Source organism: Pseudomonas sp. KB-10, from assembly GCF_018221585.1.
Taxonomy (GTDB): domain Bacteria; phylum Pseudomonadota; class Gammaproteobacteria; order Pseudomonadales; family Pseudomonadaceae; genus Aquipseudomonas; species Aquipseudomonas yangonensis.
Window position 1 is genome coordinate 759,915 of the sequence record NZ_QYYB01000001.1, and the last position, 26,803, is coordinate 786,717.

Below are 26,803 nucleotides of genomic sequence, written 5' to 3' on the forward strand. Positions count from 1 at the left end.
GCTACTCGAACTGCTCCAGGCGCTGCCGGTCGAGGATGCGAATGACCCGCGCCTGCTGGGTGATGATCTGTTCGTCGATCAGGCGGCGAATGATGCGCGAGAAGGTCTCGGGCTGAATCGACAGATGCCCGGCGATCAGTTGCCGGGCCATCGGCAGTTCCACTTCGTCGCTTTCGCTACGCGCCAGCTGGGTGAGCAGGTAACGCACCACGCGGTGAGTGGCGTTCTTCAGCGACAGCGTTTCGATCTCGTTGATGCGCTGGTGCAGACGAATGCACAGCTTGCCAAGCAGGGCGAAGGTCAGCCGCGAGTTGCCCTGCAGCAGCCGCATGTAGGTGGCATTGGCAAAGCGGTAGAGCTGAGTCGGGCCAAGCGCCTGGGCCGAGGCCACGTAGTCGGGGGTATCCATCAGCATCATCGCCTCGGCGAAGGTGTTGCGCTCGCCGATCACCTCGAAGACCTTTTCCTGGCCATCCGGGGTCAGGCGGTAGATCTTCACCGCGCCGGAGATCACGAAAAAGAACGCGTGCGCCGGCTCGCCCTGCATGAACAGGATGTCACCCTTGTCGAGATTGAGCAGTTGGCTGTCGGCCAGCAGCTCGTCCAGCTGTTCGTCGGCCATTGGCTCGAACAGGTGGTGGCTGCGCAGAATCTGGTGATGAACGCGATGCTGCACCCGGGACGATTCCTGGCTGCCCGACGAGGCGATCATTCGGGTCGCGATGGTGTTACTGAGCATGCTCTGTCTCCGGGGGTTCGGCATAGCGGGCGATGCCGTCCAGGTCGAGGAGCGCCACATGTTGACGCCCCAGTTCCAGCAGTCCGCGCTCCTTCCAGGCACTGAGCAGACGGCTGACGGTGTGCAGGGTGGTGCCGGTCATTTCCGCAAGGTTCTGACGCGACAGGGGAAAATCGATGCTGACGCCGTTGCCGGTGCTGCGCCCCGAATGCTGAGCCAGGCGCAACAGGGCGTGCGCCAGGCGCTGCTCGACGCGCTCGGTGGACAGCTCGCGAATGCGCTGGTGGGCGTCCTGCAGGCGCTGCCCGAGCGCGCGCACCACATGATCGTTCAAGTGCGGGCAAACCCGGCTGAGCGACGCCCACTGCGCCGACGGCCAGCGCAGCACGCTGCTGTTCTCCACCGCGACGGCAGATGCCGGGAAATGGCTCAGCGCCATGGCGCGGGCGATGCCGAACAGCTCGCCGGCGCACACGTAGCGCACCACCACGCGCTCGCCGGCAGGGGTCAGCTGGGAAATCTGCAGATGGCCGCCGAGCAGAAAGAAGAAATGCCGGGCGGGCTCGCCCTGCTGGAAGACGAAATCTCCCGTCAGGACATCGCATTGCTGCGCATGCGCCACGGCGTCTTCGAGCTCGTTGTCGCTCAAGGGCGAGAACAGTGGCAGACGTGCGATCAGCTCGAGTTCGGGTGGCATAAGGCATCAATTCGGGTAATGCGACGGATGTGCTGATCGTAGCGCGTAGCCTGCGCCAGCCGCTGCGGTAAGTTGTCGCTGCCCGCCGCTTCTTTGTTCCAGGACAAAGAAGGCGAAGATGCCTTGCCCTGAAATGGTTCCAGCCAACCATAAAAGGGAACACAGCATGAAAGGCTTCAAACCGTTACTGATCGCCAGCGCCATCGCCCTGAGCTTCACCAGCACCTCGCTGCTGGCCGACACCACCGATGGCCTGGAGCGGGTCAAGGTCAACCTGGTCGCGCCGCCACAGGTCCATGCCCATGAGCAGGCCACCAGCAGCAAGCCCAAGGTGGTGCAATTCCGCATGACCATCGAGGAGAAGAAGATGGTCATCGACGGCCAGGGCACCACCCTGCAGGCCATGACCTTCGACGGATCCATGCCCGGCCCGACCATGGTCGTGCACGAGGGCGACTACGTGGAGCTCACCCTGGTCAACCCGGCCAGCAACAGCATGCCGCACAACATCGACTTCCATGCGGCCACCGGCGCGCTGGGCGGCGCCAAACTGACCCAGGTGGCACCGGGCGAAGAAGTGGTGCTGCGCTTCAAGGCCGACCGCAGCGGCACCTTCGTCTACCACTGCGCGCCGGAAGGCATGGTCGCCTGGCACGTGCTCGCCGGCATGAGCGGCACCCTGATGGTGTTACCGCGCGACGGCCTCAAGGACCCGGAAGGCAAGCCGCTGCACTACGACCGCGCCTACACCATCGGCGAATTCGACCTGTACATTCCCAAGGACAAGGACGGCAAGTACAAGGACTACCCCGACCTTGGCTCCAGCTTCCAGGACTCGCGCGACGCCATGCGTACCCTGATCCCGACCCATGTGGTGTTCAACGGCAAGGTCGGTGCACTGACCGGTGACGGTGCTCTGACCGCCAAGGTCGGCGAGACCGTGCTGTTCATCCATTCGCAGGCCAACCGCGACACCCGCCCGCATCTGATCGGCGGCCACGGGGACTGGGTCTGGGAGACCGGCAAGTTCGACAACCCGCCGGAGAAGAATCTGGAAACCTGGTTCATCCGCGGTGGCTCCGCCGGTGCGGCGCTTTACACCTTCAAGCAGCCGGGCGTGTACGCCTACGTCAACCACAACCTGATCGAGGCGATGGAGCTGGGCGCTGCCGGCCACGTCAAGGTGGAAGGCGAGTGGAACGATGACCTGATGAAGCAGATCAAGGCCCCCGGCCCGATCACTGCGAAGTAAGGGCATGGCGATGAGAGCACTGCTGGTGGGTGCGCTGCTGCTCGGCGGCTGTATGCAGACGAGCGGCATCGACGAAAACGACTGGGTACGAGTCGCCGCCGGCACCGCCCGGTACCAGGCCGTCGATGCCAGCGGTGCCGCCTTCGAACAGCACAGCGACGGCTTCGCCATCATGCGTCGCCAGGTCAGCCAGGCGGAGTACGCGGCATGCGTCGCGGCCAACGCCTGCCTGCCTCTGGATGGCGACTTGCGCGAGGCCGCCGCTGCCGATCTGGCCGTCGTGGGAGTCAGCTGGATGGACGCCAGCGCCTACGCCCAGTGGCTGACGCAGCGCACGGGCGTGGTTCATCGTCTGCCGACCTACGCAGAGTGGGTCCTGGCTGCTGGCGAGGCATTCCAGGACACTCCGGCACAGGTCTTCGACGACGCCCGCAACCCGGCGCAGCGCTGGCTGGCGGAGTACGACCGCGAGTCCCGGCGCAAACCGCTGGACCCGAGGCCAGTGGCCTTCGGCAGTCAGGGCAGCAACGCCAACGGGCTGCTGGACGTTGCCGGCAATATCTGGGAGTGGACCGACAGCTGCTTCGGCAAGGGCGATTTCTGCGGCATCCGCATCGCTGCCGGGCAACACCCCAGCGGGCTTTCCGACTTTGTCCGCGATCCGATCAGCGGCGCCTGCTCGGTGGGCGTGCCACCGAGCAACCTGGGGTTTCGACTGGTTCGGGAGTGACCAGCGGTCCCAGCCCTCTATTCGCGGACAAGCCCACTTCACAAAAAGCGGCGGCGCTTCGCCAACGGACTTGCCCATGCATGGAACGCCACGCACCAGCGACGCGTCGGGCCCGGCTCAGGCGAAGCGTGGCCCAGGCCAGCGGATACAGCCAGAGCGTGCTGGCGATGAGGCAGTTGAAGGGCAGGCGATCCTCGAACGCCTGCCCTCCCATTGGTTATCTGGCCGTCGCCGGCCAGGCTTTCACTTCAGCGTCAGCACCCACTCGGCCAGCGTCTTGGCTTCCTCCTCGGTGACCGGATTTGGCGGCATCGGCATGGCGCCCCAGACGCCGGTGCTACCGTTCTTGATATGACCGGCGAGCACGTCCGCCGCGCCGTCGACGCCTGCATTCTTCGCCGCCACATCCTTCAGGGACGGGCCGACCAGCTTGGCCTGCACGCTGTGGCAGGCACCGCAGGGCTTGCTCTTGAACAGCTCCTCGCCGGACGCAGCATGAGCATTGGGCAACACCGCCAGACTCAGCAGGGCCGCCAGCGGAATCAGCGCTTTCTTCATGATCACTTCCTCATCGCATGTTTGGCCTGCCGGATGCAGCTGGCGGCGGGCACATTGTTCGAGAGGGATCATAAACAGGGACATTTGCCGCGGTGCTTGACCGCAATCAAGTCTGTCGCGCGTGGTGCTTGAGAGCGCCCATCCGCCACCGCTAGCGTGCAGTCGAACCCGTAGCGAAACAGGAAAGGTCATGCACGACACCCCCTTCTATCAGGTACAGGGCAACGAACAGCTGCTGTTCGAACAGGCCTGGCAGCAGCGCATGCCGGTACTGCTCAAGGGCCCGACCGGCTGTGGCAAGACGCGCTTCGTCCAGCACATGGCGCAGCGCCTGCAGCTGCCGCTGTACACCGTGGCCTGTCATGACGACCTGAGCGCCGCGGACCTGGTCGGCCGCCATCTGATCGGCAGCGAAGGCACCTGGTGGCAGGATGGCCCGCTGACCCGCGCGGTACGCGAGGGCGGCATCTGCTACCTGGACGAGGTGGTCGAGGCGCGCCAGGACACCGTGGTGGTCATCCACCCGCTGGCCGACGACCGCCGCGAACTGTACCTGGAGCGCACCGGCGAAATCCTCCGGGCGCCGCCCGGCTTCATGCTGGTGGTGTCCTACAACCCCGGCTACCAGAATCTGATCAAGGGCATGAAGCCCAGCACCCGGCAGCGCTTCGTGGCGCTGCGCTTCGATTACCCCGGCGTCGAGCAGGAGTGCCAGATCGTCGCCCGCGAGGCGCAGGTCAACGAGTCGCTGGCGCGCCGCCTGGTCGCTCTCGGCCAGGACATCCGCCGCCTCGAGCAGCATGACCTGGAGGAGGTCGCCTCGACCCGCCTGCTGATCTACGCCGCACGCCTGATCCACAACGGCATGGACGCCCGCACGGCGTGTCGCGCCTGTTTGGCCGAGCCGCTGTCGGACGATGCACAGACGGTCGCTGCACTGATGGATCTGGTCGATGTCCACTTCGGCTGAGCGCCAGGTCGCCCGCCTGCCGGGCGACCTGGCGATGTGGCTGTTCATCCTCGCCGAGCTGACGGTGTTCGCCCTGCTGATCCTCAGCTTCGCCATCACCCAGGCGCTGTCCGGCGCGCAGTTCGCCGCCAGCCGGGCGCTGCTCGACGGCTCCATCGGCCTGGCGCTGACCCTCAGCCTGCTCACCGCCGGTTTCTTCGCTGCGCTGGCGGTACAGCGGGTGCGCGCCGGGCACAGTCGCCAGGCCAGCGCCTGGCTGCTCGCCGCGCTGGCCAGCGGCTGCGTCTACGGGGTGCTCAAGAGCCGCGAATTCGGCCACCTGATCGATGCCGGGCTGGGCATGGAGTACGACCGCTTCTTCACCCTGTACTGGATTCTCGGCGGCTTCCACTTCCTCCATGTGCTGCCCGGCCTGCTGCTGTTCGCCTGGCTGGCCTGGCGCTGCCGGCGTGGCGTGTACGAACAGGCGGGCAAGCGCGGCGAGCTGGAGTCGTGCGTCCTGTACTGGCACATGATCGATCTGATCTGGGTGCTGCTGTTTCCCTTGCTCTATTTGCAGAGGTAAGCCGGATGAACGCCTTCCTGTGCTGGCTGAGCCTGGTACTGCTGTCGTTGCTGAGCCTGTGGCTGGTCACCGCGCCGATCGCTTCCTGGACTGCTCTGGCGCTGTCGGCGGCAGCGCTGGGCAAGGCCTGGCTGATCGTCGACGGGTTCATGGAGCTGCGCCACGGCCCGCGCCTTTGGCGCGCGTCTTTGCTGGCCTGGTCCCTGTGCATGGCGAGCGCGCTTTACTTCGCCACGCCTTGAGCGCTGCCACCAACGGGCAGGTTCTCATCATCGTCCTGAACAGACCCAATCCCCTCGCGATTCCGGCTTCTTGATCGCCATCAAGCGGTTTTCCCGAGGCACCGTCCGAAAATGGCCCCGCCAAGCCTTTGAGGACATGACCATGTCGGAAACCTTCACCAAGGGAATGGCCAGAAATATCTACTTCGGGGGAAGCCTGTTCTTCATCCTGATATTCCTGGCCTTGACCTTCCACAGCGAACAAACCTTCCCCGAACGCACCAATGAACATCTGATGAACGAAGCGGTGGTGCGCGGCAAGCTGATCTGGGAGCAGAACAACTGCATCGGCTGCCACACCCTGCTGGGCGAGGGCGCCTACTTCGCACCGGAGCTGGGCAACGTGTTCGTCCGCCGCGGTGGCGAGCAACAGTTCAGCAGCTTCCTGCATGCCTGGATGGCGGCCCAGCCGCTGGGCGTTCCCGGCCGCCGCGCCATGCCGCAATTCAACCTGAGCGACAAGGAAGTGGACGATCTTGCCGAGTTCCTCAAGTGGACCTCGAAGATCGATACCAACGACTGGCCGCCAAACAGGGAGGGCTGAGAAATGACCACTGCCAATCCGCACCTGAAATTCGCCTCGCAAGCCGTGGCCAAACCCTACTTCGTGTTCGCCCTGATGCTGTTCGTCGGGCAGATCCTGTTCGGCCTGATCATGGGCCTGCAGTACGTGGTCGGTGACTTCCTGTTCCCGTTGATCCCCTTCAACGTGGCGCGCATGGTGCACACCAACCTGCTGATCGTCTGGCTGCTGTTCGGCTTCATGGGCGCGGCCTACTACCTGATCCCCGAAGAGGCCGACCGCGAACTGCACAGCCCGAAACTGGCCATCATCCTGTTCTGGGTATTCGCCATCGCCGGCGTGCTGACCATCCTCGGCTACCTCGCCGTGCCCTACGCCACCCTGGCCAGGATCACCGGCAACGAACTGCTGCCGACCATGGGTCGCGAGTTCCTCGAACAGCCGACGATCACCAAGGCCGGCATCGTGGTGGTCGCCCTGGGCTTCCTCTACAACATCGGCATGACCTTGCTCAAAGGTCGCAAGACCACGGTCAGCGTGGTGATGATGACCGGCCTGATCGGCCTGGCGGTAATGTTCCTGTTCTCCTTCTTCAACCCGGAAAACCTCGCCCGCGACAAGTACTACTGGTGGTGGGTGGTGCATCTGTGGGTGGAGGGCGTGTGGGAACTGATCATGGGTTCGATGCTGGCCTTCGTGCTGATCAAGATCACCGGCGTCGACCGCGAGGTGATCGAGAAGTGGCTGTACGTGATCATCGCCATGGCCCTGATCACCGGCATCATCGGCACTGGCCACCACTACTTCTGGATCGGCGCACCGGGCGTGTGGCTGTGGCTGGGTTCGATCTTCTCGGCCCTGGAACCGCTGCCGTTCTTCGCCATGGTGCTGTTCGCCTTCAACATGGTGCGCCGTCGGCGCCGCCAGCACCCCAACCGCGCCGCCGGTCTGTGGGCACTGGGCACCACCGTGACCGCGTTCTTCGGCGCCGGCGTGTGGGGCTTCCTGCACACCCTGGCGCCGGTGAACTACTACACCCACGGCACCCAGCTCACGGCGGCCCACGGCCACCTGGCGTTCTACGGCGCCTACGCGATGATCGTCATGACCATGATCTCCTACGCCATGCCGCGCCTGCGTGGCATCGGTGAGGCGCCGCAGGAAAGCGCCCAGCGCGTCGAGATCGCCGGTTTCTGGCTGATGACCATCTCCATGGTGCTGATCACCCTGCTGCTGACCGCCGCCGGCGCCGCGCAGATCTGGCTGCAACGCTGGCCGGGCGACAACGAGGCCATGGCCTTCATGGCCACCATGGACCAGCTGGCACCGTACTTCTGGGCACGCCTGGTGGCCGGGGTCGGCTTCGCCCTCGGCCTGGTCTGCTACCTGCTGAGCTTTGTGCAGCGCAAGAACGTCGTCATGGCCACCGCCTGATCGACGACAAGGGGTAACGGTGGGAGGCGCTTCAGCGGCGACAGTCGCGGTTGAAGCCCCTCCCGCATCTCATTTTCAGGGAGTCGGGTATGGCCTTCAGCATCGAAGTCGAGGAATGGGTCGGCAGCGCCTGGCACCGTTTCATCACCCGCCGCAGCGACCCGGACTTCGCCCACGCCCAGGTGCAGCTGAGCGACCAGCAACGCGCCCTGTCACTGCTGTTTCACGCCATTGGTGGCGCTAGCGGCGTGCAGATCCAGGCCGCACAGCCGCGCGAGCTGCTGCTGCGGCGCAGCCTGCTGCAACAGGTCGCCGGCACCTGCCGGCAGATGCCGGTGGCCTGGCGCGATGCGCAGAACATGCGCCTGCCGCCGAGCCTCGCCGTGTTCCCGCAGGCCGAGCTGAACCGCGAGCTGTACCGCTGGCTGGCGATGCTCGGTGCGGTCGCCGACGGCATGCGCCACTGGGGGCGCGACAACCAGCGCTGGGTGACCGAGCTGCTACGCCGTTACCCGGCCATGCGCCCCCGCTACCAACGGCTGGTCGATGCGCACCTGCGTCTGCGGCCCGCCCCCGACAGCCTGCCGCCTGCCAGCGCGGCGCTGGAGCGCGACCTGCGCCAGGCGCTGCGCGAACCCGGCAGCGTCACCCATTTCGCCCACGACGAACGCGCCCCCTGGCCGTTACCGCTGTGGCTGTATCCGCCGCAGGGCCAGGGCCCCGGCGCCTCCAGCGAACTGCCCGAGGAAGGTCAAGGCAGCGCCCGCAACCCCAACCCGGCGCAACGCTCACTGCGCAAGCGCGCCTCGCGCATCGACGACACCAGCGGCAAGGGCGGTCTGCTGCTGTTCCGCCTGGAGAATTTGTTCAGCTGGTCCGAGCACGTGCAGCTGGACCGCTGCAACGATGACAGCGAGGACCTCGATGCCGCCCGTGTGGCCGAGGACCTCGACGAGCTGACCCTGTCACGCCAGCGCACGCGCAAGGGTGGCGGCCTGCATCTGGACCTCGACCTGCCGTCGCCGGAGCAGGACGACCTGCCGCTGGGCGAGGGCCTGCACCTGCCGGAGTGGGACTACCGCCGCTCGGTCCTGCTCGAACGCCACGTCAGCCTGCAGCTCTACCATCCGCGCGAGGCCGAGGCGCAGCCGTTGCCGATGCACCTGGCATTGCCGGCACGACGCCTGCGCCGTCAGTTCGAGGCGCTGCGCAACGACCGCCAATGGCTGCGCCAGCAGCCGCAGGGCAGCGAACTGGACCTCAGCGCCTGGCTCGACTTCCAGGTGCAGCGCCGACAGGGCGGGGCCTGCGACAAGGGCCTGTTTCTCGAACAGCGCAGCACTCGCCGCGAGCTGGCCTGCCTGCTGCTCGCCGACCTGTCGATGTCCACCGAATCGCACCTCAACGACGAGCAACGGGTCATCGACGTCATCCAGGACAGCCTGCTGCTGTTCGCCGAGGCGCTGTCGGCGGCCGGTGACGATTTCGCCCTGTATGGCTTCTCCTCGTTGCGCCGCCAGCAGGTGCGCATGCAGGAACTCAAGCCGTTCGGCCAGCGCTACGACGACCAGGCGCGCGGGCGCATCCTCGCCGTGCGTCCCGGCTACTACACGCGCATGGGCGCGGCCATCCGCCAGGCCACCCGCCTGCTCGGCGAGCGCCAGCAGAGCCAGCGCCTGCTGTTGCTGGTCACCGATGGCAAGCCCAACGACCTCGACCTCTACGAAGGCCGCTACGGCGTGGAGGACACCCGCGAGGCCGTGCTCGAAGCCCGCCGCGCCGGCGTGCTGCCGTTCTGCATCACCATCGACCAGCAGGCCGGCGACTACCTGCCGTACATGTTCGGCGCCGGCGGCTACACGCTGATCGACAAACCGCAGCATCTGCCGCTGTACCTGCCGCAGCTGTATCGGCAACTGACCAGGCGCTGAAAGGAAGGGTTCGGCGGGCGAAAAAAAAGGGATGGCCGAGGCCATCCCTGAAGGTTGAGGCTGGTGAAGGCCTCCTATGAAAGCGGTTTGCTCAGGCAGCGTTGTCGCTGTTGTAGATCTCGCGATCCAGCTCCTTCTCGCTGCTGCCCACCAGGGTGGTGGTCATCAGGTCACCGGCGACGTTCACCGTGGTGCGCGCCATGTCGAGGATGCGGTCGATACCGGCGATCAGCGCCACGCCTTCCAGCGGCAGGCCGACCGAAGTCAGCACCAGGCCGAGCATGATCAGACCGGCGCCGGGTACACCGGCGGTGCCGACCGAGGCCAGGGTGGCGGTGAGGATGATCATCAGGTACTGGCCGGCATTCAGATCGATGCCGAAGGCCTGGGCGATGAACAGCGCCAGCACGCCCTGGTAAATGGCGGTGCCGTCCATGTTGATGGTGGCGCCCACCGGCAGCACGAAGCCGGCCACGCCCTGCGACACGCCGAGGTTCTTGCGCGCGCACTCGATGGACACCGGCAAGGTGCCGGAGCTGCTTGAGGTACTGAATGCCACCGCCAGCGCCGGAGCGATACCGCGGAAGAAACGCAGCGGGCTGAGGCGCGCCAGGCCGCCGATCAGGCCGCCGTAGATCAGCAGCATGTGGGCGATGCTGGCCAGGTAGATCACCCCGATCACACCGGCCAGCGGCAGCAGCACTTCGATACCGTGGGAGGCGACCACACCGGCGATCAGCGCGAATACGCCGATGGGGGCGAAGCGCATCACCAGGTCGGTGAGCTTGTAGAACACCTCGGCCAGGCTATCGAACAGCTTGACCACCGGCGCGGCCTTCTCGCCGATCAGGTTCATGCTCACGCCCAGGGCGATGGCGAAGACGATGATCTGCAGGATGTTGCCTTCGGCGAAGGCCATCACCGGGTTGGTCGGCACCAGGCCCACCAGGATCTGTACCAGCGAGGGCGCCTGCTTGGCCTCTTCGCTGCCGCTGGCGACCATGTTCATGCCCTCGCCCGGGCTGAACAGAGTGCCGAAGGCCAGGCCGATGCTCACTGCGAAGGCGGTGGTGAGCAGGTAGATGGCGATGGTCTTGACGCTGATGCGGCCCAGCTTGGCGCTATCGCTCATGGCGGTAATGCCCGCCACCAGGGAGACGAACACCAGCGGCACGATCAGCATCTTGATCGCATTGAGGAACAGCGCGCCGACCGGCGCCAGCGCCAGCGCCAGGCCCTTGAACAGCATGCCGACCACCACGCCGAGCACCAGGCCGACGAGGATCTGCTGCCACAGCGGCACGCGGGCCAGGAAAGAAGGGGAAGCGGTATTGCTCTGACTCATATGGTTGTACACCCGGATTGTCGTTGTTGTGGGGCCGTCTGTGCGGCCTTAGGTGATGCCACCCTCGGCGCAGGCGCCGGGGCGGAAACGAGCACGCCGCCCAAGGGGCGGCGTGCGTCATTCGGTGAATCAGCCCTGCAGCGGAACCAGGCGCGGGGCGATCATGTTCTCGGGGCGCAGGATGTCGGCCAGGGTGGCCTCGTCCAGCAGCTGCTCCTCGCGCACCAGCTCCAGCACGCCGCGCCCGCTTTCCAGAGCGACCTTGGCGATACGGGTGGCGTTCTCGTAGCCGATGTAGGGGTTGAGTGCGGTGATCAGACCGATGGAGTTTTCCATCAGCTCACGGCAGCGGCCTTCGTTGGCGGTGATGCCGTCGATGCACAGCTCACGCAGCATATCCATGGCGCGGGTCAGCAGGCGGATCGAGTCGAAGATCTTGTAGGCGATCAAGGGCTCCATCACGTTCAGCTGCAGCTGGCCGCCTTCGGCCGCCATGGTCAGCGCCAGGTCGTTGCCGATCACTTCGAAAGCCACCTGGTTGACCGCCTCGGGGATCACCGGGTTGACCTTGCCCGGCATGATCGAACTGCCCGGCTGACGCGCCGGCAGGTTGATCTCGTTGATGCCGGTACGCGGGCCGCTGGACAGCAGGCGCAAGTCGTTGCAGATCTTCGACAGCTTGACCGCGGTGCGCTTGAGCATGCCGGAGAACAGCACGAAGGCGCCCATGTCGCTGGTGGCTTCGATCAGGTCGGCAGCCGGGGTCAGCGGGTGGCCGCTGATGATGGCCAGGCGCTTGACCGCCAGGGCCTGGTATTTCGGGTCGGCGTTGATGCCGGTGCCGATCGCGGTACCGCCCAGGTTGACTTCGGTGAGCAGGGTCGGCGCCAGCAGTTTCAGGTGCTGCAGGTCTTCGCCGAGGGTGGTGGCGAAGGCGCGGAATTCCTGGCCGAGGGTCATCGGCACCGCGTCCTGCAGCTGGGTGCGGCCCATCTTCAGCACGTGGCCGAACTCCAGGCCCTTGGCCGCCAGCGACTGGATCAGCTTGTCCAGCGCGCCCAGCAGGCTGTCGTGGCCGAGCAGCAGGCCGAGACGAATGGCGGTCGGGTAGGCGTCGTTGGTCGATTGCGCCATGTTCACGTCGTTGTTCGGGTGCAGGTGCTGGTACTGGCCCTTCTCATGCCCCATGGCCTCGAGGGCGATGTTGGCGATCACCTCGTTGGCGTTCATGTTGGTCGAGGTGCCGGCGCCGCCCTGGATCATGTCGACCACGAACTGATCGTGGAACTCACCCTGGATGATGCGCGCACAGGCGGTGCTGATCGCCGTGTGCTTGGCCGCGGACAGGTGGCCCAGCTCGCGGTTGGCGTCAGCCGAGGCCTGCTTGACCATGGCCAGGCCGATCACCAGTTTCGGGTAGTGCGACAGCGGCACGCCGGACAGGCGGAAGTTCTGCACGGCGCGCAGGGTCTGGATGCCGTAATAGGCATCGGCGGGGACTTCGAGGGTGCCGAGCAGGTCTTTTTCGACGCGAACAGATGCAGCAGAGGACATGATAGAGATGACTCTTGGGAAATACGGCGAGTGCCGCGATGCCCATAGAATATGGGCTCAGGCCGTACCGCTACCAATGCCGTTGCTTGCTGCCCTATGCACAATCGGCATAATGTGGATGTGACGTCGATCGCTACGGCGGCGTACATGACCTCCCTGGAGGGGCTTCAGCCGCGTCCGCTCGCCGCTGAAGCGCCTCCCACGATTCGTACCCTGCCTATAGTGCGTAGCCCGGATGCAATCCGGGGGCAACGTGACGGGCCAACCCCGGATTGCATCCGGGCTACGGAGACTCGATGAACCTGGAAACCAAGTGGCTGGAAGACTTCGTCGCCCTGGCGGGCACGCGCAGCTTCTCCCAGGCCGCGGACAAGCGCTTCGTCACCCAGCCGGCGTTCAGTCGGCGCATTCGCAGCCTGGAGGCGATGCTCGGCCTGACCCTGGTCGACCGCTCCTGCACCCCTATCGAACTGACCGAAGCCGGCCGGCTGTTTCTGGTCACTGCACGCAGTCTTGTCGAGCAGCTCGGCGAGGTGGTGCGCCATCTGCACAATCTTGAGGGTCAGCAGGGCGAAGTGCTGTCGATTGCCGCCGCGCACTCGCTGACCTTGGGCTTCTTCCCGGAATGGATCGCCCGCCTGCGCCGCGAAGGCCTGCCGCTGAGCACCCGCCTGGTGGCAACCAACGTCGGCGAGGCGGTGCATTCGCTGCGTGAGGGCGCCTGCGACCTGATCCTCGCCTACTATGACCCGGACGCCGCGTTGCAGATGGACCCGGCGATCTTTCCGTCGCTGCACCTGGGCGCCACCTCGATGTTGCCGGTATGCGCGGTGAACGAGTCCGGCGCGCCGCTTTACGACCTCGACAATGGCCAGAGCGTACCGCTGCTGGCCTACAGCGCCGGTGCCTTTCTCGGTCGTTCGGTAAACCTGCTGCTGCGCCAGCGCGCCCTGCGCTCGACCACCGTGTACGAAACCGCCATGGCCGACAGCCTCAAGAGCATGGCGTTGCAGGGCATGGGCGTGGCCTGGGTGCCACGGCTATCGGTGACTGCGGAACTGGCCCGTGGCGAACTGGCCATCTGCGGCGCAGAGCACTGGCAGATCCCGCTGGAAATCCGCCTGTACCGCTGCGCCCTGGTGCGCAAGGCGGCGGTGCGTTTGCTCTGGCGCAAGCTGGAGACGGGGGAAGTGGGCGGTTGAGCGGGTAGGGTGCGCTGCCGCGCCGGCTTTAGCAGGACAAAGACATTCGCGGCTGAAGCCGCTCCTACGGAAAACTGCGAAACCTGTAGGAGCGGCTGGGCGGCATTGCGCTTCAGCCGCGGGCTGCTAGTGACGAAACACTTACCCGACTTGATCGTACGCACCGCTCGATCTTCTACGGCCAGCGGCTGCGCCATCAGCTCCATGCCGCACTTTTGGCAGCCGGGAAAACCGCTGATCGGCGCGCGGCCCCTGACTCAGGGTTTCACCACCAGGCCGACGCCACGACCGCGCGGATCGGAGGCGGTTTCCAGGCTGCGCCCGTCGACACGGATGGCCTGGATGTCGCCCATGTTCCAGCCCTGGTCCTCGAGCACATAGCCCATGGCCTTGAGCTCGTCGGCGACCTCGCCAGTGAGCGGTGCGTAGGCGTCGTAGTAGATGGTGTCCTTGGGCAGCAGCTGATGGTGGACGCGCTGGGCGGCGACGGCCTTTTCCAGTGGCAGCTTGAAGTCGTAGACGTTGTTGAGCACCTGGAAGATCGAGGTGAAGATCCTCGAGCCGCCGGGCGTACCCAGCACCAGGCTGACTTTGCCATCACGGGTGACGATGCTCGGGCTCATCGAGGACAACATGCGTTTGCCCGGTTCGATGGCGTTGGCATCTCTGCCTACCACACCAAAGGCGTTGGCCACGCCGGGCTTGGCGCTGAAGTCGTCCATCTCGTCGTTGAGCAGAAAGCCGGCCCCCTCGACCACCACGCCACTGCCGAAGTCCCAATTCAGCGTGTAGGTGTTGCTGACCGCGTTGCCGTCGGCATCGACAATGGAAAAATGCGTGGTCTGGTGCGGCTCCAGGCCCGGGCGTACCTGCTCGGTCGGTGAGATAGCGGTCGGGTTGACCTCGCCGGCGCGGCGCTCGAGGTACTGGGCATCCACCAGCTTGTCGACCGGAACGTCGGAGAAGTCCGGGTCACCCAGGTAGTCGGCGCGGTCGGCGAATACGCGCTTTTCGATCTCGGCCAGGAGATGGATGTAGCGCGCGGAGTTGAGCTCGACGCCCTTGAAGTCGGCGGCGCGCTGCTCCTTGATGCCGATCAGCTGGGCCAGGGCGATGCCGCCGGAGCTGGGCAGCGGCGCGGTGTAGAGCGTGTTGCCTTGCCAGTCGACGCGCATCGGTTCGCGCCACTTGGCGCGGTAGTCGGCCAGATCCTCTTTGCTGATCAACCCGCCGTCACGCTGCATCTGGGCGACCAGCAGGTCGGCGGTCTTGCCCTTGTAGAATTCGTCCGGACCCACAGCGGCGATACGCGTGAGGGTCTCTGCCATCTGTGGCTGCTTGAATACCTCGCCCGGGCGCATGGTGCCGAAGTAGTCGGTGAAGTTGGTCTGGCCGTTGAACAGGCCGATGGCGTCCTCGCGGTACTGGAACTGCTGGTCAGCGACCTTGAAGCCGTCGTTCGCATAACCGATGGCGGGGGTGATCAGATCGCTCCATGGCAGTTTGCCGAAACGCTTGTGCGCCTCCCACAGGCCCATCACCGTGCCGGGCACGCCGGCAGCCTGGGCGCCGACCAGGCTGAGGTTTTCGATCACCTCTCCCTTGTCGTCCAGGTACATGGTCTTGGTCGCCGCCTTGGGTGCGGTTTCCCGGTAGTCGAGGAAATACGGCTTGCCGTCCATGAACAGGGTCATGAAACCTCCGCCTCCGATGTTGCCGGCTTCGGGGTAGGTGACGGCCAGGGTGAAGGCGGTGGCGACGGCGGCATCCACCGCGTTTCCCCCGTTCCTGAGCACCTGGGCGGCGACCTTGGCGGCGTACTGATCCGGTGCGGCGACAGCACCGCCTTCCAGACTGGCGGCCAGCACGGCATTGCTGCCGACGGCGAGAGCGACGCTGAGCGTCAGAGTCTTGAAGTGAAAAACGCGCATGGAGAAACCTCGGTTTTTATTGTGCCTGTTGAGTGTAGGCCTGCGACCCGCCGTTTGATCATTGCAACGCCCCGCGGGCAATGCAGCCCGGGACGCTCTGCGTCCATCAGGATCGTCAGCGTCACCAGGCGTGACGCGGAGCGGCGCAAACGCAGTTGCCCACTTAGACGTGGGCACCTCGGTAAAGCCCCTCCCACAAAAGCGGCGCACTCTGTGGAAGGGCTTTAACCGCGAGCTTTTAGTGGATCACTTACCCGACTTGACCGAGGTCCATGCCCGCGTACGCACGCGCTCGATCTTCTGCGGCAGCGGCTGTACCACGTACAGCGACTTCTGCAGCTCCGGCGTCGGGGTCAGGTCATGGTCATCAGCGATTTCCGCGCCCACCAGCTCCATGCCCGGCACGTTGGGGTTGGGGTAGCCGAGAAAATCGCTGATCGGCGCGATCACCTTGGGTTCGAGCAGGTGGTTGATGAAGGCGTGGGCTTCGTCGACGTTCTTCGCGCTCTTGGGGATGGCCCAGGTGTCGAACCAGATCGGCGCGCCTTCCTTGGGCAGGCGCCAGTTGATCACCACGCCGTTGCCGGCTTCCTTGGCGCGGTTGGCGAACTGGTAGAAGCTGCCGGAATAGCCGATGGCCACGCAGATGTCGCCGTTGGCGATATCGGTCATGTACTTGGCCGAATGGAAATAGGCCACGTACGGGCGCACCTTGAGCAGCAGCTCGGTGACCTTGTCGTAGTCGGCGGGATTGGCGCTGTTGGGGTCCAGGCCCAGGTAGTGCAGGGCAATGGGGATGATCTCGGTGGGCGAGTCGAGCATGGCCACGCCGCAGGATTTCAGCTTCTCCATGTACTCGGGCTTGAACACCAGATCCCAGCTGTTGACCGGCGCATCGTCGCCGAGCGCGGCCTTGACCTTGTCCGGGTTGTAGCCGATCAGCACGGTGCCGTACATGTAGGGCACGCCGTACTGATTGCCCGGGTCGTTCTTCTCCAGCAGGCCGAGCAGCACCGGGTCGAGGTTCTTCCAGTTGGGCAGCTTGGACTTGTCCAGCGGGGTGAACACGCCGGCCTTGATCTGGGTTTCGAGGAACTGGTTGGAGGGGATCACCAGGTCATAGCCGGAGTTGCCGGTGAGCAGCTTGGCTTCCAGCGCCTCGTTGGTCTCGAAGGTGTCCCAGGTGATCTGGATGCCGGATTGCTTCTGGAAGTCCTTGGGTACCTCCGGGAGGATGTAATCCGCCCAGTTGTACACGCGCAGCTCCTTGGCCTGCACCGCGCCGCTGAGCAGGGTGGCGCCGCACAGGGCGGCGCCGAGCATCTGTTTGATGGCTTTCATCGTTTCTCACCCCTGAAATGTTGCTCTTGTTTGGCAGGTTCTTGATCGCGGACGAGGCGTCATTCAGGCGCCCTCGAAGCCTTCCAGCACGTTGACCGCGTTGATGCCGATGGCCTCCACCGCGTAGCCGCCTTCCATGATGAACAGCGTCGGCAGGCCCAGCGCGGCGATGCGCCGGCCCATGGCCAGGTAGTCCGGGCTGTCGAGCTTGAACTGCGAAATCGGGTCTTTCATGTAGGTGTCCACGCCCAGCGATACCACCAGCACCTCGGCGCCATATCCGGCGATGCGCTGGCAGGCCTGTTCCAGCGCTGCGCTCCAGGTCTCCCAGGAGCTGCCCATCGGCAACGGGTAGTTGAAGTTGCAGCCCTCACCGTCGCCCTCGCCCAGTTCGTCGGCATAACCGAGGAAGAACGGGAATTCCTCGGCCGGGTCGCCGTGGATCGAGGCGAACAGCACGTCGCTGCGCTGGTAGAAGATGTCCTGAGTGCCGTTGCCGTGGTGGTAATCGACATCGAGGATGGCGACTTTCTTGCGGCCCTGATCGAGGAAGGCCTGGGCGGCGATGGCGGCGTTGTTGAGGTAGCAGTAACCGCCCATCAAGTCGCCAGCGGCGTGGTGGCCTGGCGGACGGCACAGGGCGAAGGCACTGTGGGCGCCATTGGCGATCTCGGCCTGGGCGCTGAGCGCCACCTGCGCGGCGCTGTAGGCGGCCTGCCAGGTGCCGGCGGTGATCGGCGCACCGCCGTCGAAGCTGTAGTAGCCGAGCTGGCCGTGCAGGTCATTGGGGATCATCCGCCGCAGGGTGCGCGCCGGCCAGGTGAACGGCAGCAGGTCGTCCTTGCCGCCCTGCTCCTGCCAGCGCGCCCAGGCACTCTTGAAGAATTCCAGGTAGGCCTTGCTGTGGATGCGCTCGATGGGCGCCAGGCCGAAATCCTTGGGCGCGCGGATTTCGCCCAGCCGGCGATCCTTGACCCGTTGCAGGATATGGTCGGCGCGCTGCGGCTTCTCGAAGCAGGGCATCAGTTGCCCGTCGATCAGCTCGCATTTGCCGTGGTGCAGGTGGTGGTCGTCACTGTAGTAGGTGAGCATGCAAGGCGCTCCAGGCTCGTTGTTGTGCCTGCATTGTTCGCCTGCTCGGTCGGCGCCGAGAACGCTGGCAACGGCCAAAAGGGGATCGAAATGGCCAAATTGCAATGGCACAGCCCTGGACCGCACACCCCGAGTCCGGCGGCGCTGAGGGAGGCCCTTCAGCGGCGAGCCTTTATCGCGGCTGAAGCCGCTCCTACGGATCGAGTGGTTCTCACGATCCCCGTGGGGGTACATATCGGAGGCTGCGCGCTCGCTGCCAAGTACTGTCAATCAGAGAGCCCAGTCAGGGGGTTCCCATGCAGCGTGGCAACCATCAAGCGAAATGGCCAGATTTCACGCCCACATACGAGGCCGTGGGAGGCGCTTCAGCGGCGAGCCTTTATCGCGGCTGAAGCCGCTCCCACGAGGCGGCTGGTGGCCGGATGCAACCTGGCGAAAGGCGCCAGGCATTCCCGGATGGCATCCGGGTCAGGCACGAAAGCGACTCGGCGGCACGCCACTCCAGCGCTGGAAGGCATGGCGGAAGCTGGCCGTTTCGCTGAATCCCAGCACTTCAGCGATGCGGTACACCGGCCACTGCTGCTCGCTGAGCAGCGCCTTGGCGCGTTCGAAGCGCAGCTCGTCGAGCAGGCCCTGGTAGCTGGTGCCCAGCTCCTGCAGATGGCGGCGCAGGGTGCGCGGCGAGCAGTGCATCTGCTGCGCCAGGTTCTCCAGCCCCGGTGGCTCGGCCAGTTGTGCGGCGAGCAACTGGCGCACCCGCTCCAGCCAGGCCTGGCGGCTGCCGAACTCGGCGTTCAGGCGGCGGCAGCGCTCCACCATGTCGCCATGGGTAACGCTGTCGGCCAGCGGCAAACGGCGCTCCAGCAACTCGGCGGGAAAAGCGAAGGCATTACGCTGCGCTGCGAAACGCAGCGGGCAGGGAAAGCTGTGCGCGTAGCGTTTCACGTAGCGCGGTCGGGCATGGGTGAACTCTGCGCCTGACAGCGGTAGCGGCTGGCGCAGCAGTTCGTCGCCGATCAGCTTCAGCGAGGCCAGACACATTTCAACGTTGAATACTTCCAGCGCTTCGGCATGGTGGTAGCCGCTGGCGCTGATCCAGGCCTGCTCGCCCTCTACTTGCAGGTCGAGACGAAAATAGGTGCCGAGCAGTGCCGGGTACTGCAGCAACAGGCGCCAGGCGTCACCAAAGGTGGCAGCCGAGAGCGCGGCGTAACCGAGCAGCCCATAGGAGGAAACATGCAGACTGCGCCCCAGCTCCAGCCCCAGATCGGCACGCAGGGCCAGGGCATTGGCGCACACCTGCAGTTCCTGCACCCGGGTGATGCGCGCATCGGCATTGTCCAGATCGGCCGCACCAATCCCGCTCCCGGCCAGCAATTGCGGTTGCAGCTCGGGCTGGTCGGCGAAGCGTTGCAGGATTAGGGAAACCACGTGCAGGGTGGTCAGCGAGGCGTGCAGCATGATGCGTTCCGTCAGTGCAGATGGACAAAAGAACGCAAGAAGCATGCCTTGCACTTTCATATGCCAAGGCATTCAGGCCGGCGTCGCGCGCCGCGTACTCGTGCAAGGTCTGCCAAAGGTCGGGCGTGCTAAAGTCCGCTGCCGTTTTCAAGGATGAACCTCATGCGACCCCTGCTGCGTACCGCTTTGCTACCCCTTTGCCTGCTACTCGCTGCCTGCGGGCAGGAACCCCAGGTCAAACTGCGATTCGACGAATCCATTCGTGAGGGCGCCGGCATAAGAGGCACCTATCTCGATAGCCTGCAAAGACTCTTCCAGGAGTTGGGTTATCGCCCGGGCCATCTGCGTTACACGCTGGTCGATGGTAATGAGCAGGCGCTTATGGTCAGGCTGCAGTCCAAGCCACTGGAGCCTGTGCAGCGTGAAGCCCTGACCGCGCGTTTGCAGCCGATCTTGCAGGCCAGAGAACACTGGCCGGCCACCCTAGAGATTACCGGCATCGAGGGTGAGCTGCCGATGCCGCTGCGCACCTCGTTCATCGCCCGTGGCCGACCGTTCCTGGTCAAGCAAGAGAAGCTCAACGCGCTTGCCCGAACCTCTGCATTGGAAGAAGTGTTCTGCCGTATCGAGGTGCAACTGAATGAGCAACTGCCCGCGCTGAGTTTTCAACGAGCCCGAAACTGGGGCGATGAAGGCAAGCCGGGCAGCATTGGCCAGCTCTACCTGGACATGGAAAGCGAGCGCAGGCCGGCCAGGCTTCACTTCAGCGATCCGGAGTTGCAGAAGGCCGTGGACGAACGCCGGGTAGAAGTGATCATCGACAACGACGACGACCTGACAGGGCCTATCAGGAAACTGGTGTTCGAGATCGGCAGCATGGGCAAACACGTCCTGATCGGACAACGCACGCTACTGGGCGACGGCTATCACGAGCGCTGCGCCGACCTTGCGGTAGAGGTTGGCCGGCCCTTCACCCTGTTCATGGGCCAGGGCGTCGATCGCCTGACGGCATTCGAGCTGCTCGACAACGAGGGGTAATACCCGCCCGAAGGCGGGGATCCTGATTAGCGATTACGCAGGATAGCGTTGATGAAATCGCCCTGGTTGGGCTCTTGCGGATGGGTGGTGAACTGCAAGCGGCCGTCCTTCTCACGCAGTTTCATCTGCTCGCCGAATTGGCAGTCGACGCTGTCGAGGCTTTTGGCCTCGGCCATGTAGCGATCATCCTTGCCACACAGATAGGCCATCTGGTTGACCACCTCTGCGCAGAAACTCGGCACGCTGAGGCTGATCAGTTGCTCGTCGGCCATGCCCTTCCAGTCGACGGTGGTGCTCAGCTGCGCACCACAGGCCTGCGAGGCTTCAGCGTCCGCCGCCTGCAAGCGCGCACTGTACTCGGCCACGCGTTTTTCACGGTCGAAGGCGGCTAGCTTGGCCTGTACGCCGTCCTTCTCCTGCTTCTGGTAGAGCGCGAGCAGCTCGCCTGGCTTGAGCGCCTTGCTCTTGTCTTCGTCGTAACCCAGCTCGAAGCCCTGAGTATCAGGCAGGTTGAGCTGGAAGCTCTCACCACTCCAGGCACGGCGCTTGTTCAACAGGTTGTAGGCACGACCGTCGAGGCGAATGCTGTAGTCGCGCTGCTCGTTGCCCAGCTCGCGCACCTCGGTGAGAAACACCACCTCGTCGAGCGGATGGTTGATACCGCGCACCTGTACCAGGGCCTGTTTGCCGTCAGCTGACGGGGCAAGCGCCAAACTGACGCCCTGGCCGGCGTCGAATACCTGCGGATGCTTGGCCAGTTCAAGGGCGAACACCTGCAGCGAGAGAAGAGAAAGGGCAAAGCACGACAGATAGCGATTCATGCGGCACGTCCTTGTACGGGAATGAAGGCTGCGCAGTATAGCCAGCGCCAAGACGGCAATCTGTGCGCCCGTCCTCGCACGGGCTGTAGGAAAATCGCCAGTCGACGACTGGCGACCCTCCCTGCCGGCTCAGAACTGCAGCACCACCCGCCCCTCGATCTGTCCGCCGCGCATCTGATCGAAGATGCCGTTGATGTTGTCCAAGCTGTCGCTGTGCACCGTGGCCTTGACCAACCCTTCGCCGGCAAAGTCCAGCGCCTCCTGCAGATCGGCGCGGGTGCCGACGATGGAGCCGGTGATGCTGATGGCCTTGAGCACCACCTCGAAAATCGGCGTGGGGAAGTCGCCCGGCGGCAGACCGACCAACGCCACCGTACCGTGCCGGCGCGCCATGCCGATGGCCTGGCCGAAGGCGGCGTTGGACACTGCGGTGACCAGCACGCCGTGGGCGCCGCCAATATCGCGCTGCACCACCTCGGCCGGGTTCTCCTTGCGCGCGTTGATGGTCAGGCTGGCACCGAGCTTGCGCGCCAACTCCAGCTTGGCGTCGTCGACATCCACCGCGACCACGTGCAGACCCATGGCGCGGGCGTACTGCACGGCCACGTGACCAAGACCGCCAATGCCGGAGATGGCCACCCACTGGCCAGGGCGTGCCCTGGTTTCCTTGAGGCCCTTGTAAACCGTAACCCCGGCGCAAAGGATCGGCGCGATTTCCAGAAAATCCACGCTTTTCGGCAGAATACCGACGTAGTTCGGGTCAGCCAACACGTATTCGGCGTAACCACCGTTGATCGAATAGCCGGTGTTCTGCTGACTCTCGCAGAGCGTTTCCCAGCCGGTCAGGCAGTGTTCGCAACAGCCACAGGCGGTGTAGAGCCAGGGCACGCCGACACGGTCGCCTTCCTTCACCCGAGTCACGCCGCTGCCGACCGCCGCCACATAACCGACGCCCTCGTGACCGGGAATGAACGGCAGGCTCGGCTTCACCGGCCAGTCGCCTTCGGCTGCGTGCAGGTCGGTGTGGCATACACCCGACGCTTCGATCTTCACCAGAATCTGCCCCGGGCCGGGTAGCGGGGTTTTCACCTCCTCGATACGCAGCGGCTGGCCAAAGGCGTGGACGACTGCGGCTTTCATGGTCTGGTTCATACGCTGTTCCTCTTCCATGCGAGTGTCTGGCCAGTGTGCGCGCGCAGCCCACGCCGGCATTGCTCCAGAGCAAGGTTTAGGCGGTTTTCCCCGCATCGCACCGCCGGCATGACAAACGGTCGTCGCCACTGCCCGTCAGCGGCGGCTTTGCGTTATACTGCGCGGCCTTCGGCCGGCAGCACCCGGCCAACGAATCATGACAAGCCACGCTGGCTAGCCCGCGTGGCTTGTTGGTTTTTGACGCGCCGCGAGGCGCCCGAGAGAAGAGGCACTTTGATGAGCGCACTGGTTGGCGTGATCATGGGCTCCAAGTCCGATTGGTCCACCCTTAGCCACACCGCCGAGATGCTGGACAAGCTGGGCATCCCTCACGAGGTCAAGGTGGTTTCCGCCCACCGCACCCCGGACCTGCTGTTCCAGTACGCCGAAGAGGCCGAGGCCCGCGGCATCCAGGTGATCATCGCCGGTGCCGGTGGCGCCGCTCACCTGCCGGGCATGTGCGCGGCCAAGACCCACCTGCCGGTGCTTGGCGTGCCGGTGCAGTCGTCCATGCTCTCGGGCGTCGACTCGCTGCTGTCGATCGTGCAGATGCCGGCCGGTATCCCGGTCGCCACCCTGGCCATCGGCAAGGCCGGCGCGGTCAACGCCGCCCTGCTCGCCGCCAGCATCCTCGGTCACCAGCACCCGCAGTTCCATGCGGCGCTGAAGCAGTTCCGCGACGAGCAGACCAACACCGTGCTGGAAAATCCGGACCCGAGGGCGCAGTAATGAAGATCGGCGTGATCGGTGGCGGCCAGCTGGGCCGCATGATGGCCCTGGCGGGCACTCCGCTGGGCATGAATTTCGCCTTCCTCGACCCGGCGCCGGACGCCTGCGCCCAGGCGCTTGGCGAGCATATCCGCGCCGACTACGGCGATCAGGATCACCTGCGCCAGCTGGCCGACGAAGTCGACCTGGTCACCTTCGAATTCGAGAGCGTGCCGGCGGAAACCGTGGCCTTCCTTTCGCAGTTCGTGCCGGTCTACCCGAGTGCCGAAGCCCTGCGCATCGCCCGTGACCGCTGGTTCGAGAAATCCATGTTCCGCGAGCTGGGCATCCCCACGCCCGAGTTCGCCGACATCCAGTCGCAGGCCGACCTCGATGCCGCCGTGGCCAGCATCGGACTGCCGGCCGTGATGAAGACCCGCACCCTGGGCTACGACGGCAAGGGCCAGAAGGTCCTGCGCAAGCCGGAAGACGTCACCGGCGCCTTCGCCGAGCTGGGCAGCGTGCCATGCATCCTCGAAGGTTTCGTGCCCTTTACCGGCGAGGTGTCGCTGATCGCCGTGCGCGCCCGCGACGGTGAAACCCGCTTCTACCCGCTGGTGCACAACACCCACGACAGCGGCATCCTCGCCCTGTCCATCGCCAGCACCGATCACCCGCTGCAGGCGCTGGCCGAGGACTACGTCGGCCGCGTGCTGGACAAGCTCGACTACGTTGGCGTGCTGGCCTTCGAGTTCTTCGAGGTGGACGGCGGCCTCAAGGCCAACGAGATCGCCCCGCGCGTGCACAACTCCGGGCACTGGACCATCGAGGGCGCCGAGTGCAGCCAGTTCGAGAACCACCTGCGCGCCGTCGCCGGCCTGCCGCTGGGCTCCACCGCCAAGCTGGGCGAAAGCGCGATGCTCAATTTCATCGGCGAAGTGCCGCCGGTGGACAAGGTGATCAGCATCACCGACTGCCATCTGCACCACTACGGCAAGGCCTTCAAGGCCGGCCGCAAGGTCGGCCACGCCACCCTGCGCAGCGCCGACCGGGCCAGCCTCGATGCCGGTATCGCTGCCGTCGAAGCCCTGATCAGCAAGACGTAATCCGGCCACTGGCGAACCGATAGTACCTGCGTCGGTCAGATATCAGGTTGCCGCAATCGCGGTGACCTGGATCAAGGAGATACGCCAATGGGCATTATCGGCACCATTTTCATCGGCCTGATCGTCGGTCTGGTCGCACGCTTCCTCAAACCCGGCGATGACAGCATGGGCTGGATCATGACCATCCTGCTCGGCATCGGCGGATCCATTGCGGCCACCTACGGCGGCCAGGCGCTGGGCATCTATGAAGCCGGCGAGGCCGCCGGTTTTATCGGCGCAGTGATCGGCGCCATCGTTCTGCTGGTAATCTACGGCGCGATCAAGAAGAGCTGAGGCCCTTCTTCAAGGAGCCGATGGACGCCTGGTCCCTCGGCTTCTCATTCACGCCGCCACGAGATGCCTGATTCCATGCGCCACCTGCTGTTCGCCCTGTTACTGCTTACCGGCCTGGCTCACGCCGAACTGCCGGAAACCGACTGGCTCGACCTGATGCCTCCCGAGGACCGCAAGGCCCTCGAGGAAATGCCCGAGATCAGCCATGACAGCCCCGAAGGCGACAGCACCTTCTACAGCGAAGGCGGCCTGCGTCAGCAGGATCAGGACCTGCCGGCGGTGATGTACTCCACCAGGACCGTCGCCGCACTCGACGGCAAGGCACTCCGCCTGGGCGGCTATCCGGTGCCGCTGGAAAGCGACGAGAAAGGTAACAGCACCCTGTTCTTCCTGGTGCCCTATCCGGGCGCCTGCATCCACGTGCCGCCACCGCCGCCCAACCAGCTGGTGCTGGTGCGCTACCCCAAGGGCATCGCACTCGAGGACATCTACGCACCGCTGTGGGTCAGCGGCACGCTGAAGGTGGAGCAGATCAGCAACGAGCTGGCCGACGCCGCCTACGCCATGGAGGCAGGCGAAGTGCGCCTGGTGACCGACGCAGATCTTTATTGATCGCCCTGGAGTCCGCGCATGAAAGCTGCCGCCCTGATATTGCTGTGCCTGTTCACCAGCGCCGCGCTGGCCCTTGAGCCAGGCGAGCGCCTGGCGCCCTGGACGCTGCTGGATCAGTTCGATGCGCCCTACACCCTGAACGACGAGACGCAGATCCTGCTGGTCGCCCGCGATATGGACGGCGCCAAGCTGGTCAACGCCGCGCTGGAAGGTCAGCCAAAGGGTTATCTCGAGCAGCGCTACGCGGTCTTTCTCGCCGACATCAGTCGCATGCCCGGCGTCATCGCCAGCCTCTTCGCCCTGCCGAAGATGCGCGACTACAACTACCGCATCCTGCTCGACCGCGACGCCCGCATCGCGCCGCGCTATCCGGCTGGCGAGGGCGAAGTGCTGTGGTTGCAGCTAAAGGATGGGCAGCTGGTTCGGCAACAGGCCTTCACCAGCGCCGAGCCGCTTCGCCAGGCGCTGGAACAGCAGGGGCCGCACTAACCGGCCAGTGGCTCGCTGGACAGTCGCAGCTCCAGCCGATGCCGCTCGCCAGCGTTCAGCTGCACGACGTCTTCCAGTACGTTGGCCGTCTCGATGCAGAGCATGTTCTGCCAGGCGTCATCGGGAAACTGCGACAGCCGCCTGGCCTTGTCGATCCACGGATTCCACAGCACGGCCGAACGTGAACCACGGGCATCCAGATGGATGCGCCGGCCCCAGCCGGGGTCGACGATGCTCAACCGTGCTGCGGTATCGAGATAGATGCGATCGGTTTCCGCGTCGAACACCAGCGCGTCCAGCTGACGCAGCTCCTGCCAGTTCTGCAGCGTGTCGATATAACGACAGGCCTGCAGTCCCTCGACGCTGACCTGACGCACATCGCTGACGGCAAAGTAGCTGTGCAGCGCCTGGCTCAGGGTCAGCGGCGTGACGCCCCGGTTGTGGGTTTCCAGGCTCATGCCGAGGTCCTGCGCCAGGCGCACGACGAAGGTCAGACCGGCATCCCGGGGCCAGCCTTCCAGAGGCTGGGTGCGCGTGTCATAGGCAAAGCGCAGGGTGACGACATCATCCTCTTCGTCGATGCCTCGCAACTCCCAGTCCAGCGCCCGCACCAGGCCATGGGCCGGCGCCTGCTCCAGCTGATAATGCGCCTGCACGGCCTGCGGATTGCGCCGCAGATCACCGAACCAGGGCCAGCACACCGGCACTCCACCGCGCACGCTCTGCCCACGCTGATACGCCGCATCCGGGCTCAGCCAGATCAGCGGGGGCTGGTCGCCCTGCCGGTAGCTGAGGACCTGCGCGCCTTGCTCAGCCACCAGCAGCTCGCTGCCAGCAGCGCGGATCCGCCAGCAGGTCAGTTGGTCCAGTTCCACGCGTTCGACTTGGGCGGTACTCAT

At 65.1% G+C, this 26,803-nt stretch carries 27 protein-coding genes; 15 read left to right on the forward strand and 12 right to left on the reverse strand.

Annotated features, from left to right (window positions below):
• Position 1: 1 nt before the first annotated feature.
• Both DXK50_RS03440 and DXK50_RS03445 read right to left on the reverse strand, forming a co-directional pair.
• Positions 2-712 (reverse strand): Crp/Fnr family transcriptional regulator, encoded by a 711-nt coding sequence (locus DXK50_RS03440; protein WP_161864364.1) that lies wholly within the window; start codon positions 710-712, stop codon positions 2-4.
• Positions 713-728: 16 nt separating this feature from the next.
• Positions 729-1,436 carry a Crp/Fnr family transcriptional regulator gene (locus DXK50_RS03445; protein ID WP_161864154.1) on the reverse strand — a complete coding sequence of 236 codons (708 nt, stop codon included), beginning with the start codon at positions 1,434-1,436 and terminating at the stop codon, positions 729-731.
• A 166-nt stretch (positions 1,437-1,602) separates the two neighbouring features.
• On the opposite strand from DXK50_RS03445, the gene nirK reads away from it, so the two are divergent.
• Together nirK and DXK50_RS03455 are read left to right on the forward strand one after the other, a co-directional pair.
• Complete coding sequence (nirK, locus tag DXK50_RS03450; protein WP_161864155.1) at positions 1,603-2,688, forward strand: copper-containing nitrite reductase; 1,086 nt, start codon at positions 1,603-1,605, stop codon at positions 2,686-2,688.
• A gap of 10 nt (positions 2,689-2,698) precedes the next feature.
• The gene (locus tag DXK50_RS03455) at positions 2,699-3,418 is read left to right on the forward strand and encodes a formylglycine-generating enzyme family protein (RefSeq protein WP_212629337.1); all 720 of its coding nucleotides are present in this window, start codon (positions 2,699-2,701) and stop codon (positions 3,416-3,418) included.
• 243 nt (positions 3,419-3,661) lie between these two features.
• Here the strand turns inward: DXK50_RS03455 and DXK50_RS03460 are convergent, their stop codons facing one another.
• Complete coding sequence (locus DXK50_RS03460; protein ID WP_161864156.1) at positions 3,662-3,976, reverse strand: c-type cytochrome; 315 nt, start codon at positions 3,974-3,976, stop codon at positions 3,662-3,664.
• Between the two features lie 190 nt (positions 3,977-4,166).
• Between DXK50_RS03460 and DXK50_RS03465 the strand changes: the two genes are divergently transcribed.
• The 6 genes from DXK50_RS03465 to DXK50_RS03490 all read left to right on the forward strand — a co-directional run bounded on the left by DXK50_RS03465 (position 4,167) and on the right by DXK50_RS03490 (position 9,680).
• The gene (locus DXK50_RS03465) at positions 4,167-4,946 is read left to right on the forward strand and encodes a CbbQ/NirQ/NorQ/GpvN family protein (protein WP_212629338.1); all 780 of its coding nucleotides are present in this window, start codon (positions 4,167-4,169) and stop codon (positions 4,944-4,946) included.
• A complete protein-coding gene (locus tag DXK50_RS03470) occupies positions 4,930-5,511 on the forward strand; it encodes a cytochrome c oxidase subunit 3 (protein ID WP_212629339.1) in 582 nt (193 codons plus the stop codon). The genes DXK50_RS03465 and DXK50_RS03470 overlap by 17 nt, the downstream gene beginning before the upstream one ends.
• Before the next feature lie 5 nt (positions 5,512-5,516).
• Positions 5,517-5,753 (forward strand): cytochrome C oxidase subunit IV family protein, encoded by a 237-nt coding sequence (locus tag DXK50_RS03475; protein WP_212629340.1) that lies wholly within the window; start codon positions 5,517-5,519, stop codon positions 5,751-5,753.
• Between the two features lie 142 nt (positions 5,754-5,895).
• Entirely contained in the window at positions 5,896-6,336 is a 441-nt protein-coding gene (locus DXK50_RS03480) for a c-type cytochrome (RefSeq protein ID WP_161864366.1), read from the forward strand.
• A 3-nt stretch (positions 6,337-6,339) separates the two neighbouring features.
• A complete protein-coding gene (locus tag DXK50_RS03485; protein ID WP_212629341.1) occupies positions 6,340-7,749 on the forward strand; it encodes a cbb3-type cytochrome c oxidase subunit I in 1,410 nt (469 codons plus the stop codon).
• Positions 7,750-7,838: 89 nt separating this feature from the next.
• Positions 7,839-9,680: a nitric oxide reductase activation protein NorD gene (locus tag DXK50_RS03490; RefSeq protein WP_212629342.1), complete on the forward strand. Its 1,842-nt coding sequence runs from the start codon at positions 7,839-7,841 to the stop codon at positions 9,678-9,680.
• 91 nt (positions 9,681-9,771) lie between these two features.
• On the opposite strand, the gene DXK50_RS03495 is transcribed toward DXK50_RS03490, so the two are convergent.
• Both DXK50_RS03495 and aspA read right to left on the reverse strand, forming a co-directional pair.
• Positions 9,772-11,025: a dicarboxylate/amino acid:cation symporter gene (locus DXK50_RS03495; protein WP_212629343.1), complete on the reverse strand. Its 1,254-nt coding sequence runs from the start codon at positions 11,023-11,025 to the stop codon at positions 9,772-9,774.
• A gap of 129 nt (positions 11,026-11,154) precedes the next feature.
• Complete coding sequence (gene aspA, locus DXK50_RS03500; protein WP_161864163.1) at positions 11,155-12,579, reverse strand: aspartate ammonia-lyase; 1,425 nt, start codon at positions 12,577-12,579, stop codon at positions 11,155-11,157.
• Positions 12,580-12,875: 296 nt separating this feature from the next.
• On the opposite strand from aspA, the gene DXK50_RS03505 reads away from it, so the two are divergent.
• Positions 12,876-13,781 carry a LysR substrate-binding domain-containing protein gene (locus tag DXK50_RS03505; protein WP_161864164.1) on the forward strand — a complete coding sequence of 302 codons (906 nt, stop codon included), beginning with the start codon at positions 12,876-12,878 and terminating at the stop codon, positions 13,779-13,781.
• 257 nt (positions 13,782-14,038) lie between these two features.
• Here DXK50_RS03505 and ggt read toward each other — a convergent pair whose 3' ends face one another.
• The 4 genes from ggt to DXK50_RS03525 all read right to left on the reverse strand — a co-directional run bounded on the left by ggt (position 14,039) and on the right by DXK50_RS03525 (position 19,606).
• Complete coding sequence (ggt, locus tag DXK50_RS03510) at positions 14,039-15,712, reverse strand: gamma-glutamyltransferase (RefSeq protein WP_212629344.1); 1,674 nt, start codon at positions 15,710-15,712, stop codon at positions 14,039-14,041.
• 246 nt (positions 15,713-15,958) lie between these two features.
• Entirely contained in the window at positions 15,959-17,053 is a 1,095-nt protein-coding gene (locus tag DXK50_RS03515; protein ID WP_212629345.1) for a polyamine ABC transporter substrate-binding protein, read from the reverse strand.
• A 63-nt stretch (positions 17,054-17,116) separates the two neighbouring features.
• The gene (locus tag DXK50_RS03520) at positions 17,117-18,145 is read right to left on the reverse strand and encodes a histone deacetylase family protein (protein WP_212629346.1); all 1,029 of its coding nucleotides are present in this window, start codon (positions 18,143-18,145) and stop codon (positions 17,117-17,119) included.
• A 468-nt stretch (positions 18,146-18,613) separates the two neighbouring features.
• Positions 18,614-19,606, reverse strand: coding sequence for an AraC family transcriptional regulator (locus tag DXK50_RS03525; protein ID WP_212629347.1), 993 nt, complete (start codon positions 19,604-19,606; stop codon positions 18,614-18,616).
• Positions 19,607-19,768: 162 nt separating this feature from the next.
• On the opposite strand from DXK50_RS03525, the gene DXK50_RS03530 reads away from it, so the two are divergent.
• Positions 19,769-20,644, forward strand: coding sequence for a hypothetical protein (locus tag DXK50_RS03530; protein WP_212629348.1), 876 nt, complete (start codon positions 19,769-19,771; stop codon positions 20,642-20,644).
• Positions 20,645-20,670: 26 nt separating this feature from the next.
• Here DXK50_RS03530 and DXK50_RS03535 read toward each other — a convergent pair whose 3' ends face one another.
• Together DXK50_RS03535 and adhP are read right to left on the reverse strand one after the other, a co-directional pair.
• Complete coding sequence (locus tag DXK50_RS03535) at positions 20,671-21,465, reverse strand: hypothetical protein (RefSeq protein WP_212629349.1); 795 nt, start codon at positions 21,463-21,465, stop codon at positions 20,671-20,673.
• A gap of 129 nt (positions 21,466-21,594) precedes the next feature.
• On the reverse strand, positions 21,595-22,617 hold the full coding sequence (adhP, locus tag DXK50_RS03540; protein WP_212629350.1) for an alcohol dehydrogenase AdhP: 1,023 nt from the start codon (positions 22,615-22,617) through the stop codon (positions 21,595-21,597).
• Positions 22,618-22,893: 276 nt separating this feature from the next.
• Here adhP and purE point away from each other — a divergent pair, with 276 nt between their 5' ends.
• The 5 genes from purE to DXK50_RS03565 all read left to right on the forward strand — a co-directional run bounded on the left by purE (position 22,894) and on the right by DXK50_RS03565 (position 25,904).
• Positions 22,894-23,385, forward strand: a complete 492-nt coding sequence (gene purE, locus DXK50_RS03545) for a 5-(carboxyamino)imidazole ribonucleotide mutase (RefSeq protein ID WP_011920449.1) — start codon at positions 22,894-22,896, stop codon at positions 23,383-23,385.
• A complete protein-coding gene (locus DXK50_RS03550) occupies positions 23,385-24,470 on the forward strand; it encodes a 5-(carboxyamino)imidazole ribonucleotide synthase (protein ID WP_212629351.1) in 1,086 nt (361 codons plus the stop codon). The genes purE and DXK50_RS03550 overlap by 1 nt, the downstream gene beginning before the upstream one ends.
• Positions 24,471-24,557: 87 nt before the next feature.
• Positions 24,558-24,803, forward strand: a complete 246-nt coding sequence (locus DXK50_RS03555) for a GlsB/YeaQ/YmgE family stress response membrane protein (RefSeq protein ID WP_161864172.1) — start codon at positions 24,558-24,560, stop codon at positions 24,801-24,803.
• A 75-nt stretch (positions 24,804-24,878) separates the two neighbouring features.
• Positions 24,879-25,415: a DUF3299 domain-containing protein gene (locus DXK50_RS03560; protein WP_212629352.1), complete on the forward strand. Its 537-nt coding sequence runs from the start codon at positions 24,879-24,881 to the stop codon at positions 25,413-25,415.
• Positions 25,416-25,433: 18 nt separating this feature from the next.
• Complete coding sequence (locus tag DXK50_RS03565) at positions 25,434-25,904, forward strand: FAD/FMN-containing dehydrogenase (RefSeq protein ID WP_212629353.1); 471 nt, start codon at positions 25,434-25,436, stop codon at positions 25,902-25,904.
• On the opposite strand, the gene DXK50_RS03570 is transcribed toward DXK50_RS03565, so the two are convergent.
• Entirely contained in the window at positions 25,901-26,803 is a 903-nt protein-coding gene (locus tag DXK50_RS03570) for a D-hexose-6-phosphate mutarotase (protein WP_161864175.1), read from the reverse strand. The genes DXK50_RS03565 and DXK50_RS03570 overlap by 4 nt on opposite strands.

Excerpts from the sequence above, each read along its gene's own strand:
- DXK50_RS03440 (WP_161864364.1), bottom strand. The coding sequence starts at position 712 with ATGATCGCCTCGTCGGGCAGCCAGGAATCGTCCCGGGTGCAGCATCGC.
- DXK50_RS03445 (WP_161864154.1), bottom strand. The coding sequence starts at position 1,436 with ATGCCACCCGAACTCGAGCTGATCGCACGTCTGCCACTGTTCTCGCCC.
- nirK (WP_161864155.1), top strand. The coding sequence starts at position 1,603 with ATGAAAGGCTTCAAACCGTTACTGATCGCCAGCGCCATCGCCCTGAGC.
- DXK50_RS03455 (WP_212629337.1), top strand. The coding sequence starts at position 2,699 with ATGAGAGCACTGCTGGTGGGTGCGCTGCTGCTCGGCGGCTGTATGCAG.
- DXK50_RS03460 (WP_161864156.1), bottom strand. The coding sequence starts at position 3,976 with ATGAAGAAAGCGCTGATTCCGCTGGCGGCCCTGCTGAGTCTGGCGGTG.
- DXK50_RS03465 (WP_212629338.1), top strand. The coding sequence starts at position 4,167 with ATGCACGACACCCCCTTCTATCAGGTACAGGGCAACGAACAGCTGCTG.
- DXK50_RS03470 (WP_212629339.1), top strand. The coding sequence starts at position 4,930 with ATGTCCACTTCGGCTGAGCGCCAGGTCGCCCGCCTGCCGGGCGACCTG.
- DXK50_RS03475 (WP_212629340.1), top strand. The coding sequence starts at position 5,517 with ATGAACGCCTTCCTGTGCTGGCTGAGCCTGGTACTGCTGTCGTTGCTG.
- DXK50_RS03480 (WP_161864366.1), top strand. The coding sequence starts at position 5,896 with ATGTCGGAAACCTTCACCAAGGGAATGGCCAGAAATATCTACTTCGGG.
- DXK50_RS03485 (WP_212629341.1), top strand. The coding sequence starts at position 6,340 with ATGACCACTGCCAATCCGCACCTGAAATTCGCCTCGCAAGCCGTGGCC.
- DXK50_RS03490 (WP_212629342.1), top strand. The coding sequence starts at position 7,839 with ATGGCCTTCAGCATCGAAGTCGAGGAATGGGTCGGCAGCGCCTGGCAC.
- DXK50_RS03495 (WP_212629343.1), bottom strand. The coding sequence starts at position 11,025 with ATGAGTCAGAGCAATACCGCTTCCCCTTCTTTCCTGGCCCGCGTGCCG.
- aspA (WP_161864163.1), bottom strand. The coding sequence starts at position 12,579 with ATGTCCTCTGCTGCATCTGTTCGCGTCGAAAAAGACCTGCTCGGCACC.
- DXK50_RS03505 (WP_161864164.1), top strand. The coding sequence starts at position 12,876 with ATGAACCTGGAAACCAAGTGGCTGGAAGACTTCGTCGCCCTGGCGGGC.
- ggt (WP_212629344.1), bottom strand. The coding sequence starts at position 15,712 with ATGCGCGTTTTTCACTTCAAGACTCTGACGCTCAGCGTCGCTCTCGCC.
- DXK50_RS03515 (WP_212629345.1), bottom strand. The coding sequence starts at position 17,053 with ATGAAAGCCATCAAACAGATGCTCGGCGCCGCCCTGTGCGGCGCCACC.
- DXK50_RS03520 (WP_212629346.1), bottom strand. The coding sequence starts at position 18,145 with ATGCTCACCTACTACAGTGACGACCACCACCTGCACCACGGCAAATGC.
- DXK50_RS03525 (WP_212629347.1), bottom strand. The coding sequence starts at position 19,606 with ATGCTGCACGCCTCGCTGACCACCCTGCACGTGGTTTCCCTAATCCTG.
- DXK50_RS03530 (WP_212629348.1), top strand. The coding sequence starts at position 19,769 with ATGCGACCCCTGCTGCGTACCGCTTTGCTACCCCTTTGCCTGCTACTC.
- DXK50_RS03535 (WP_212629349.1), bottom strand. The coding sequence starts at position 21,465 with ATGAATCGCTATCTGTCGTGCTTTGCCCTTTCTCTTCTCTCGCTGCAG.
- adhP (WP_212629350.1), bottom strand. The coding sequence starts at position 22,617 with ATGAACCAGACCATGAAAGCCGCAGTCGTCCACGCCTTTGGCCAGCCG.
- purE (WP_011920449.1), top strand. The coding sequence starts at position 22,894 with ATGAGCGCACTGGTTGGCGTGATCATGGGCTCCAAGTCCGATTGGTCC.
- DXK50_RS03550 (WP_212629351.1), top strand. The coding sequence starts at position 23,385 with ATGAAGATCGGCGTGATCGGTGGCGGCCAGCTGGGCCGCATGATGGCC.
- DXK50_RS03555 (WP_161864172.1), top strand. The coding sequence starts at position 24,558 with ATGGGCATTATCGGCACCATTTTCATCGGCCTGATCGTCGGTCTGGTC.
- DXK50_RS03560 (WP_212629352.1), top strand. The coding sequence starts at position 24,879 with ATGCGCCACCTGCTGTTCGCCCTGTTACTGCTTACCGGCCTGGCTCAC.
- DXK50_RS03565 (WP_212629353.1), top strand. The coding sequence starts at position 25,434 with ATGAAAGCTGCCGCCCTGATATTGCTGTGCCTGTTCACCAGCGCCGCG.
- DXK50_RS03570 (WP_161864175.1), bottom strand. The coding sequence starts at position 26,803 with ATGAGTACCGCCCAAGTCGAACGCGTGGAACTGGACCAACTGACCTGC.